Annotated in this window: 12 protein-coding genes and 1 riboswitch; of the genes, 7 read left to right on the top strand and 5 right to left on the bottom strand. The window is 67.4% G+C overall.

The window, feature by feature from the left end; translation table 11 throughout:
* The first annotated feature begins 63 nt into the window (after window positions 1–63).
* The 4 genes from AB0J62_RS39985 to AB0J62_RS40000 all read left to right on the top strand — a co-directional run bounded on the left by AB0J62_RS39985 (window position 64) and on the right by AB0J62_RS40000 (window position 3168).
* Complete coding sequence (locus AB0J62_RS39985) at window positions 64–696, top strand: DUF47 family protein (protein WP_363882949.1); 633 nt, start codon at window positions 64–66, stop codon at window positions 694–696.
* A gap of 2 nt (window positions 697–698) precedes the next feature.
* On the top strand, window positions 699–1697 hold the full coding sequence (locus AB0J62_RS39990) for an inorganic phosphate transporter (protein ID WP_363882952.1): 999 nt from the start codon (window positions 699–701) through the stop codon (window positions 1695–1697).
* A gap of 87 nt (window positions 1698–1784) precedes the next feature.
* On the top strand, window positions 1785–2921 hold the full coding sequence (locus AB0J62_RS39995) for an inorganic phosphate transporter (protein ID WP_363882955.1): 1137 nt from the start codon (window positions 1785–1787) through the stop codon (window positions 2919–2921).
* Window positions 2922–2934: 13 nt separating this feature from the next.
* Window positions 2935–3168 carry a hypothetical protein gene (locus tag AB0J62_RS40000; RefSeq protein ID WP_363882958.1) on the top strand — a complete coding sequence of 78 codons (234 nt, stop codon included), beginning with the start codon at window positions 2935–2937 and terminating at the stop codon, window positions 3166–3168.
* Between the two features lie 93 nt (window positions 3169–3261).
* Here the strand turns inward: AB0J62_RS40000 and AB0J62_RS40005 are convergent, their stop codons facing one another.
* Both AB0J62_RS40005 and AB0J62_RS40010 read right to left on the bottom strand, forming a co-directional pair.
* Window positions 3262–3786 (bottom strand): hypothetical protein, encoded by a 525-nt coding sequence (locus tag AB0J62_RS40005; RefSeq protein WP_363882960.1) that lies wholly within the window; start codon window positions 3784–3786, stop codon window positions 3262–3264.
* Window positions 3787–3921: 135 nt separating this feature from the next.
* Window positions 3922–4668 carry a lysophospholipid acyltransferase family protein gene (locus AB0J62_RS40010; RefSeq protein ID WP_363882963.1) on the bottom strand — a complete coding sequence of 249 codons (747 nt, stop codon included), beginning with the start codon at window positions 4666–4668 and terminating at the stop codon, window positions 3922–3924.
* 40 nt (window positions 4669–4708) lie between these two features.
* Window positions 4709–4840: riboswitch (TPP riboswitch) on the top strand.
* Here AB0J62_RS40010 and thiC point away from each other — a divergent pair.
* From thiC to AB0J62_RS40025, 3 genes are all read left to right on the top strand, one after another.
* Window positions 4832–6454 (top strand): phosphomethylpyrimidine synthase ThiC, encoded by a 1623-nt coding sequence (gene thiC, locus AB0J62_RS40015; RefSeq protein ID WP_363882965.1) that lies wholly within the window; start codon window positions 4832–4834, stop codon window positions 6452–6454. (Overlaps the previous riboswitch by 9 nt.)
* Before the next feature lie 137 nt (window positions 6455–6591).
* Window positions 6592–7191, top strand: coding sequence for a transposase (locus tag AB0J62_RS40020; protein ID WP_363882968.1), 600 nt, complete (start codon window positions 6592–6594; stop codon window positions 7189–7191).
* A complete protein-coding gene (locus tag AB0J62_RS40025; protein WP_137252472.1) occupies window positions 7188–7742 on the top strand; it encodes a hypothetical protein in 555 nt (184 codons plus the stop codon). Before AB0J62_RS40020 ends, AB0J62_RS40025 begins: the two co-directional genes overlap by 4 nt.
* Before the next feature lie 2 nt (window positions 7743–7744).
* Here the strand turns inward: AB0J62_RS40025 and AB0J62_RS40030 are convergent, their stop codons facing one another.
* From AB0J62_RS40030 to AB0J62_RS40040, 3 genes are read right to left on the bottom strand one after another with little or no spacing between them, the layout of a single operon-like run.
* Entirely contained in the window at window positions 7745–8365 is a 621-nt protein-coding gene (locus AB0J62_RS40030) for an RDD family protein (RefSeq protein ID WP_363882971.1), read from the bottom strand.
* A gap of 17 nt (window positions 8366–8382) precedes the next feature.
* Window positions 8383–8928 carry an RDD family protein gene (locus AB0J62_RS40035; protein ID WP_363882974.1) on the bottom strand — a complete coding sequence of 182 codons (546 nt, stop codon included), beginning with the start codon at window positions 8926–8928 and terminating at the stop codon, window positions 8383–8385.
* 6 nt (window positions 8929–8934) lie between these two features.
* Complete coding sequence (locus AB0J62_RS40040) at window positions 8935–9666, bottom strand: RDD family protein (RefSeq protein ID WP_363882977.1); 732 nt, start codon at window positions 9664–9666, stop codon at window positions 8935–8937.
* Between the last annotated feature and the right edge of the window lie 162 nt (window positions 9667–9828).

Genomic DNA, 9828 nt, shown 5'->3' on the forward strand with positions numbered 1-9828 from the left:
GCATCAACTGCATGTTCCCCCTAGCATGTTCACGGTTTGTCCCTCGTTCACCCGGAGCTTGAAGTGCCGTTACGTCTGCGTCCGAACGACCCGACGTTCTACGACCTTTTCACCGAGTCCGCCAACCACCTCGTGGACGGATCCCGGATCTTGGCCGAATTGCTCGGTAGCACGGCGGGCACCGGGCTGTCCGCGAGTCATCAGATCGCCGCCCAGATGAAGGACGCGGAGCACGCGGCCGACGAGACCACCCACTCGATCATCCGCCGGGTGAACTCGACGTTCGTCACGCCGTTCGACCGCGAGGACATCTACCGGCTGGCCTCCGATCTCGACGACGTGATGGACTTCATGGAGGAGGCGGTCGACACCGTCCACCTCTTCAACCTGGAGAAGCTGCCGGAGGAGATCGCCGAGCAGATCGAAGTGCTCCAGCGGATGGCGCAGCTGACTGCCGAGACGATGCCCCGGCTGCGGACCATGAAGGACCTGGCGGAGTACTGGATCGAGATCAACCGCCTGGAGAACACCGGTGACGCGGTCCACCGCAGGTTGATCGCGAAACTTTTCAGCGGTGAGTACGAGGCGCTGACCGTGATGAAGCTCAAGACTGTGGTCGACCTGCTGGAGGCCGCGATCGACGCCTTCGAGCACGTCGCCAACACGGTCGAGCAGATCGCCGTCAAGGAGAGCTGAGCGTGGAGCTCACGCTCGTCATCGCCGTCGTCCTCATCGCGCTGGCCTTCGACTACACCAACGGCTTCCACGACGCGGCCAACGCGATCGCGACCTCGGTCTCCACCCGGGCGCTCACGCCGCGGGTGGCGCTCGCGATGGCAGCGGCGTGCAACTTCCTGGGCGCGCTGGCCGGCACCGAGGTCGCCGAGACGGTCGGCAAGGGCATCATCAGCACGCCGTCCGGGACACACGGCCTGGTGGTCGTGATCGCGGCGCTGGTCGGCGCGATCACCTGGAACCTGATCACCTGGTACTTCGGCCTGCCCAGCTCCTCGACCCACGCGCTGATCGGCGGACTCGTCGGCGCCGGCCTCGCCTCGGCGAGCACCGTCCTGTGGTCCGGCATCGTCGACAAGGTCGTCATTCCGATGGTGCTGTCACCGGCGGTCGGCTTCCTCGGCGCCTTCGTGCTGATGGTCGCCATCCTTTGGCTGTTCCGGCATCGCAATCCGGGCAAGACCACGCGCGGCTTCCGGATGGCGCAGTCGCTGTCGGCCGCCGCGATGGCGCTCGGCCACGGGCTCCAGGACGCGCAGAAGACGATGGGCGTGATCTTCCTGGCCCTCGTCACCACCGGGCACGCCCAGCAGCACGACGGCATCCCGCTGTGGGTCAAGATCTCCGCCGCGACCGCGATCTCGCTCGGCACGTACTCCGGTGGCTGGCGGATCATGCGGACGCTGGGCCGCCGGATCATCCACCTCGACCCGGCCCGCGGATTCGCCTCCGAGGCGGTGTCGGCGGCCGTTCTCTACGTGATGGCGATCGGCCTGCACGCCCCGGTCTCCACCACCCACACGATCACCTCGGCGGTGATGGGCGCCGGTGCGACCAAGCGGCTGTCCGCGGTCCGCTGGGGCGTTGCCAAGGGCATCGTCATGGCGTGGATCCTGACGATCCCGGCTGCCGGACTCGTCGCGGCGCTCGTCTACGGGCTGGCTCACCTCATCTTGGAGTAAATTCCCGGGTCCGGTTCATTTCAAATTCACTCACCCGGCCTACGGTCGATCGACGCTGCTGATCGTCCGCCTAGGGAAGTGATCGGGATGGATCTGTCGTTCCTCGTCGTCGTGGTGATCATCACCGCGTTGGTGTTCGACTTCACCAACGGGTTCCACGACACCGCCAATGCGATGGCGACGTCGATCGCCACCGGCGCACTGAAACCGAAGGTCGCGGTGGCCATCTCGGCCGTGCTGAACCTGGTCGGTGCGTTCATCTCCACCGAGGTCGCCAAGACGATCTCCAGCGGGATCGTCGACGATGCCAAGGTGACCGTGCCGGTGATCTTCGGCGGCCTGGTCGGCGCCGTGCTGTGGAACCTGATGACCTGGTACGTCGGCCTGCCGAGCTCGTCGTCGCACGCGCTGTTCGGCGGCCTGATCGGCGCCACCTGGATCGCGTCCGGGAGCAGCGCCGTCCATTTCGGCACCGTCGTGCAGAAGATCATCATCCCGGCCGTGGCCGCGCCGATCGTGGCCGGCGTGGTCGCGCTGCTCGGCACGTTCCTGGCCTACAAGATCACCCAGCGGTCCCGGCAGAAGTCGGTCAGCGAGGGATTCCGGGCCGGCCAGGTCGCCTCCGCCTCGCTGGTCTCGCTCGCCCACGGCACCGGTGACGCGCAGAAGACGATGGGTGTGATCACGCTGGTGCTGATCACCTCCGGCAGTCTCGCCCCGGGCTCCAAGCCGCCGGTCTGGGTCATCCTGTCCGCCGGTCTGGCGATCGCGGCCGGCACCTACCTGGGCGGCTGGCGGATCATCCGGACGATGGGCAAGGGCCTGACCGAGATCGAATCGCCGCAGGGCTTCTCGGCCGAGACCAGTTCGACCGCGGTCCTGCTGGCCTCGTCCCACCTGGGCTTCCCGCTGTCGACCACGCAGGTCTGCTCCGGCAGCATCCTCGGCGCAGGCCTCGGCAAGCGGCTGGCCGAGGTGCGCTGGACGGTGGCAGGCCGGATGGCTGTCGCCTGGCTGCTCACACTGCCGGCCGCCGCGATCGTCGGCGCACTGGCCGGCCGGGTGGCCGACTCCGGCAACATCGGTGTGGTGATCATCGCGATCCTCGCCGTCGTGGCCGGCGGTGGCATCTACCTGGCCTCCCGGCGCACGCCGGTGACGTCGGAGAACGTGAACGACTACCCGAGCTCCACCCCGGCCGCCAGCCCGGCCGCGGCGGCGTGAGAGGAGTACGGCGATGCACATCGACTGGGGTTCACTCGGCCAGGTCGCACTGGTCAGCCTGCTCTTCGGAGTCGGACTGGCGGTGGTGTTCGCGCTCGGTGTCAGCGCGATGGCGCGGCGCGCGGTCGCGATCGACGAGAAGCGGCAGCCATCCGTCGCGGACACCAGCGTCGCGGCGCTCTGCTTCGCGGCCTGCCTGGCAGCTGTGTTCTACGGGCTGTACCTGATCATCCCGCAGTTCCACTGACGAGCTGAGAGGTACGACGGGCGGTCTGGCGGCTGCCCGTCGTACGCCTTCTCAGTGGTTGCAGCTCAGTGGTTGCAGCTCAGTGGTTCCGGCTCAGCGGTTCCAGCGCCGGACCGACTTCGCCACGTCCTTGGCCCGGATCGAGCCGAGGTTGTACTCCCACGCGGCCAGCAGCCGGTCGCCCAGCACCTCCGCGTCGAGGTAGGTCCGCGGCCGTACTGCGACCGCCCACGTCGCCGCGGCAGCGTGGCCCTGCTGGTGCAGCAGGTGGTCCACCGTCGCCTCGATGCGGCCCACCTGCTCGTCCCGCAGCCCGTCACAGGCCCATTCCTGCAGGATCCTGGGGTCGTCGGCGGTCATCCGGGCCAGATAGGTCAGCGGCCCGCGCCAGAAGCCCCTGCTGCCGATGCTGTCCAGCGTCTCGAGCGGGAACCAGCCGTTCTGGTTGCGCCGGCCGTTCACCGCGGACTCGATCTCGCGGGCGCGATCCGGGTTCAGCCCGCGGGTCGCCCAGTCGACGAAGAACGCACCGGCGTCCGGGATGTGCTCGGCAACATGCGGCGCCGGAGTCATCGCGCCCGGGTCGAACAGATGCAGCTCTTCCGGTGAATCGAACAAAACCTTCCCCGCCCGTTCGTGTCCGCGGGCCATCGATGCCGGCCCGCCGCACAGGGACCCCCCAGGTTCCTGCTCTGTCAACGAAGGCCTTCGTACCCTCGTTCAACCCCGAGGGTCAAGGTCCTGTCCGCCGTCTTAACGACGTTTGGCGGCTCGGCGGGCGAGCTCCTCCTGGTCCAGGCGCTCGGCCTCGGCCGGGGTCGGCGCGCTGCCGCCGTACGCCGCGGGCAGCCACCAGGCGCCGGCGGGCTGCTCGGGGTAGGCGCGGATGGTCTCGTCGAGCATTCCGGCCATCGTGGATCGCAGCTGCGCTGTCGCCTCGCCCGCGTCGTCGTCCGGCGTGACGGTGATCGGTGCGCCGATGGTGATCGAGATCGGGCGGTGCCGGGAGAAGTCCCGCGGATGATCCTTGGTGAACATCCGCTGCGTGCCCCACAGGATCATCGGGATGACCGGCACGCTGGCTTCCGCCGCCATCCGGACCGCGCCGGACTTGAACTCCTTCAGCTCGAAGGAGCGGCTGATCGTGGCCTCCGGGAACACTCCGACCACCTCGCCCGCGGCCAGGTACTCCAGCGCCTGCTGGTACGACGCCGCGCCCGCGTCCCGGTCGACCGGGATGTGGTGCATCCCACGCATCAGCGGACCGGAGTACCGGTTGCGGAACAGCACTTCCTTGGCCATGAACCGGACCAGTCGCTTGCTCGGGAGAGCGCCGTACCCGCCGAGGATGAAGTCGACGTAGCTGATGTGGTTGAGGGCGATCAGCGCACCGCCGGTCCGGGGCACGTTCTCCGCGCCGGTCAGGCGGAGCTTGAGGTCGAGAACCTTGAACGAGGTCCGCGCGAAGGCGATGACGGGCGGGTACACGAGGTCGCGCATCCCTAGACGTTACAGCCATGCCCTAGGGTGGTCGGTGACAACTTGAGATCGCGGGAGCTCGCACCGTAGTGGGCTGAGAGGGCGGCTGGACCAGGAATCGAACCTGGCCGGCGCCGCCGACCGCCGAACCTGTCCGGGTAATTCCGGCGTAGGGAGCACCAGCATGGTGAATGTCAGCACGATCCGTCCGGCCGTCACCACGGGTCCGATCTCGGGCTCGGAGAAGGTCTATCGCGGAGAGCTGGGCGTACCGGCTCGTCGCGTGCAGCTGACCGACGGCGAACACTTCGACCTGTACGACACCTCCGGCCCGTACACCGACGCGGCGGCGCGGATCGACGTACAGGCGGGTCTGCCCGCGATGCGGCGGGAGTGGATCGCCGGGCGCGAGCCACGGACCCAGCTCGGGCACGCGCGGGCCGGGGTGATCACCGAAGAGATGAGGTACGTCGCCGTCCGGGAGGGCGTCGATCCGGAGTTCGTCCGGGCCGAGGTGGCGCGCGGGCGGGCGGTGATACCGGCGAACCGGCGGCATCCGGAGAGCGAGCCGATGATCATCGGCAAGAAGTTCCTGGTGAAGGTCAACGCGAACATCGGCAACTCCGCCGTCACCAGCTCGGTCGAGGAAGAGGTCGAGAAGCTCGTCTGGGCGACCCGGTGGGGCGCGGACACGGTGATGGACCTGTCCACCGGGAAGAACATCCACGAGACGCGGGAATGGATCCTGCGGAACTCACCGGTGCCGATCGGGACGGTGCCGCTGTACCAGGCGCTGGAGAAGGTGAACGGCGATCCGGCCGCGCTGTCGTGGGAGGTGTACCGCGACACGGTCATCGAGCAGTGCGAGCAGGGTGTCGACTACATGACCGTGCACGCCGGCGTGCTGCTGCGCTACGTGCCGCTGACCGCGCGGCGTATCACCGGGATCGTGTCGCGGGGTGGATCGATCATGGCCGCCTGGTGCCTCGCGCATCATCAGGAATCGTTCCTGTACACGCATTTCGCGGAGCTGTGTTCGATTCTGCGGGAGTACGACGTGACGTTCTCGCTGGGCGACGGGTTGCGGCCGGGGTGCATCGCCGACGCGAACGACGACGCCCAGTTCGCGGAGCTGCGGACGCTGGGCGAGTTGACCCGGATCGCCTGGGAGCACGACGTACAGGTGATGATCGAAGGTCCGGGTCATGTGCCGATGCACAAGATCGCCGAGAACGTGCGGCTCGAGGAGGAGCTCTGCGGCGAGGCGCCGTTCTACACATTGGGGCCGTTGGCAACTGATGTGGCGCCCGCCTACGACCACATCACGTCGGCGATCGGCGCCGCACAGATCGGCTGGCTGGGTACGGCGATGCTGTGCTACGTCACGCCCAAGGAACATCTCGGGCTACCGGATCGTGACGACGTGAAGACCGGCGTGATCACCTACAAGATCGCTGCCCACGCAGCGGATCTGGCCAAGGGGCATCCGGGTGCACAGGCCTGGGACGACACGTTGTCCAAGGCAAGGTTCGAGTTCCGCTGGGAGGACCAGTTCAACCTCTCGCTGGACCCGGACACGGCTCGCTCCTTCCACGACGAGACCCTGCCGGCCGAGCCCGCGAAGACGGCCCACTTCTGCTCGATGTGCGGGCCGAAGTTCTGCTCGATGCGCATCACCGCCGATATCCGCGCGTACGCCGAGGAGCACGGCCTCACCTCGACGGAGGCGATCGAGGCCGGCTTCGCCGAGATGTCGGAGACCTTCAAGGCCGCCGACCAGAAGCTGTACCTGCCACTGGCTGACTGAGAGCCCTTGTCCGGCCCGGTTCACCGTCCTCCCGGGCCGGACACGGGGAGTAATCGGGTGAAGCGATTCAGGTTTTGTCCTTCACTCTACGTGAATAAGACTGTAGCCTTAAGCCGTTCAGAAGGAGGTGCAGGGCGATGGTCTTCGTTCTCACGGTAGATCAGCGAGGCAGCCGAAGCACGACCGATCTCGTACCCGAGCTGCTGAACTCCCTGAACCGCCGCCCGCGCCGGTCCGGACTGCTGCGGAGGTTCGAGCGGACCGCCGGCGATGAGGTGCAGGGCGTGCTGTCCGAGGCCCGGCCCACGATCGACGTGATCGTCGAGCTGCTGCGCGCGGACTCCTGGTACGTCGGCCTCGGTGTCGGCGAGGTGACCGAACCGCTGCCCCGCAGCACCAGAGCCGGCAGCGGCGAGGCGTTCGTGTTCGCCCGGGAGGCGGTGACCCGGGCCAAGTCGAGCCCGCACCATGTGAACGTGGTCGGCTCGGACTCGCGGGTCGCGGAGCAGGTGGAGACGGTGCTGTGGCTGATGGCGTCCGTACTGCGACGCCGGAGCGAGCGTGGCTGGGCAGTTGCGGACCTGTTGGCTGAAGGACTCACCAGGCGGGAGATCGGCGTGAAACTCGGCATCAGCCAGTCAGCGGTGACACAGCGCACGCAGGCGGCGGGATTCGCCGAGGAGCAGCGCGGACGGGTGCTGGCCGCTGATCTGCTCGGTGCTGGAGTCGCTGCGTGACGGCTCTGGTCCTGTCCTTGACGGCTGCCGGCCTGATCCTCGCTGTGCTCGCCTGGGTGCCCAGATCCGGCTCCAACCTCGAGATCGTGATCAGTGGCGTGATGCTCGCCTGTCTGGCCGCTGTGGGCGTTCTGCTGCTCTCAGGTCACGGAGTGGCCGGCTGGGCCGAGCGCTGGTGGAATGTGCTGCTCCTGCTCGCAGGTGGGTTAGCCGTCACAGGTGGCGGGCCATTGACGACCTCTGTGCTCGCCCTGGTCGACCGGAACAACACCAGGGCCCAGTCGACGCAGAAGGCCGGTGAGGTACTGCGTGGTGGCGCGCTGATCGGCGCCCTCGAGCGGACTGCGATCTACGCATCACTGGTAGCCGGTTGGCCGGAAGGCATCGCGGTCGTACTGGCAATCAAAGGCCTCGCCCGGTACCCAGAGCTCCGTAGTCCGGACCAGCCTGCGTCGGTCACTCCGCAGGCCGTTGCCGAACGGTTCATCATCGGCACCTTCACCAGCGTGCTGTGGGCAGTGACCTGTGCTGGTCTACTGCGTTCACACTGAGGTCAGGTCCTGACTACGTAGGTGTTCATGACCTTGTCGTGCCAGGTCTGCTTCTGGTCGTCCCACAACGGCCATAGAAGGTTCAAGAAGCAGGCGTTGTTGAACAGGCCGCTGAGGAACTCCCGCAGGAACGCCTTGCCCGCTCCGATCGGCTGCGCGGTCCGGGAGTCGACCAGCCGCAGATGGAGCACGGTCTTGCCGACGCTCTGACCGGTCTTGCCCTGGCGGAACACGCGATTCCACAGTCCGAGGCCGATGCTCACGAGAATGCCGACCACGAAGATGATGGCGGCGTACGGCCGCGGACCGTCGTCCGGGTAGGTGTTGTCGGACCTCGAAATCACGTCCGCGATGAAGATGCCGTACCCGAGCACGAACGGTACGCCGCCCACCAGGCCGTCGATCAGGTACGCGCCCGCCCGCGGGAGCCAGTCCGCCAACGGAGCGACCGGAGCGCCGTACCCGTAGCCATAACCAGGCGGAGGCCCGTACGCCGGCCCGTACTGCGGCTGCCCGTAAGGCTGTTGCCCGTAAGGCTGCTGCCCAAACGACTGCTGTGGGTGCGGCTGCTGTCCGTATGGCTGCTGTCCGTGTGGCTGTTGGCCGTAGTCAGGTGTGCTCATCTGGGGGGTCCTGTTCTTCAGGCGCGGATCACGATGTCGCCGACGACCTTGTCGTGCCAGGTCTGCTGTTTGTCGTCCCACAACGGCCAGAGCACGTTGAGGATGCAGAGCTGGTTGAAGATCTGGGCGCAGACCTCGCGGCCGAGGTTCTTGCCCATGCCGATCAGCTGACCGGTGTGCGCGTCAACGACCCGCAGTCCGGTCACCTTCTTGCCGAACGACTGGCCGGTGCGGCCCTGCTGGATGATGCGGTTCCACACCCAGATGCCGAAGGCCAGCAGGAATCCGCTGATCATCGCGATCCCACCGCCTACGCCCAGCTCCTCCTGCTCGCCGTCGATGATCAGTGCGGCCAGCACCCCGGCGATCGACGGAATGACCATGATCAGCGTGTCGACCAGGGAGGCGCCGACCCGGATCGGCCAGTCGGCCAGCCGGCCAGGCGGCGCATACCCGTACCCGCCGCCCGGAAAGCCTTGCCCGTAAGGGTTGTAGCCCTGCACAGGGTACTGACCAGGCGGCGGATACTGACCGTCGTACGGCCCTGAGGGAGGGGTGCTCACGTCAGGTCAGAGCTTGATGACGTAGGTGTTGTTGATCTTGTCGGCGAACGTCTGCCGCTTCTCGTCCCACAGCGGCCACAGGTAGCCGATGTAGCAGGCCGCGCCGTCGAGGATGTGGGTCAGCTGCCGCAGGAACGTCTTGCCGACGCCGATCGGCTGACCGGTGTCGGCGCCGACGAGCTTCAGGCCGAGCGCCTGCTTGCCGACGGTCTGACCGCTGCTGCCCTGCCGGATCAGGATGTTCCAGATCGCCAGGCCGACGCCGCCCAGGTAGAAGATCAAGCCGATGATCGCGAGCACGGAGTTGTTGCTGTTACCGGCGATCGCGGAGCCGATACCGCACGGCACGCCGATGATCAGCGCGTCGACGAACCAGGCGCCGACCCGGTTCGGCCAGGCCGCCAGGTTGCCCGGGATACCGCCGAAGCCCGGCTGACCGTAAGGCCCGAAGCCCGGCTGCTGACCGTACGCCTGACCGTACTGACCAGGCTGACCAGGCTGACCGTACTGACCCGGCTGCTGCCCGTACTGCCCGGGCTGCTGGGGATAACCAGGCTGCTGCCCGTACTGCCCGGGCTGCTGGCCGTACCCCGGCTGCTGACCGTAACCCGGCTGGCCGCCGTACCCGGGCTGCTGGCCGTATTGACCGGGCTGCCCGTACTGACCCGGCTGCCCGTACTGGCCCGGCTGCTGGGGGTCCTGCGGGCCGTAACCCGGCGGTGGCGTCGGAGTGCTCACGCACGATCCCTTCTACTGAAGACAAATTGAGGAGTGAGTTGCAGGCTACGGGTCCGACGGCTCAGACCAGTGGACGGATCCCACCGGTCGAGAGTTACCGTTGTGGGGTGAGCGTCTCGCAGAGCGTCGTACTCCGGCCTGCCGGTCCGGTCCAGCCGCTGG

This window comes from Kribbella sp. NPDC049584 (genome assembly GCF_040675555.1).
Taxonomy (GTDB): Bacteria; Actinomycetota; Actinomycetes; order Propionibacteriales; family Kribbellaceae; genus Kribbella.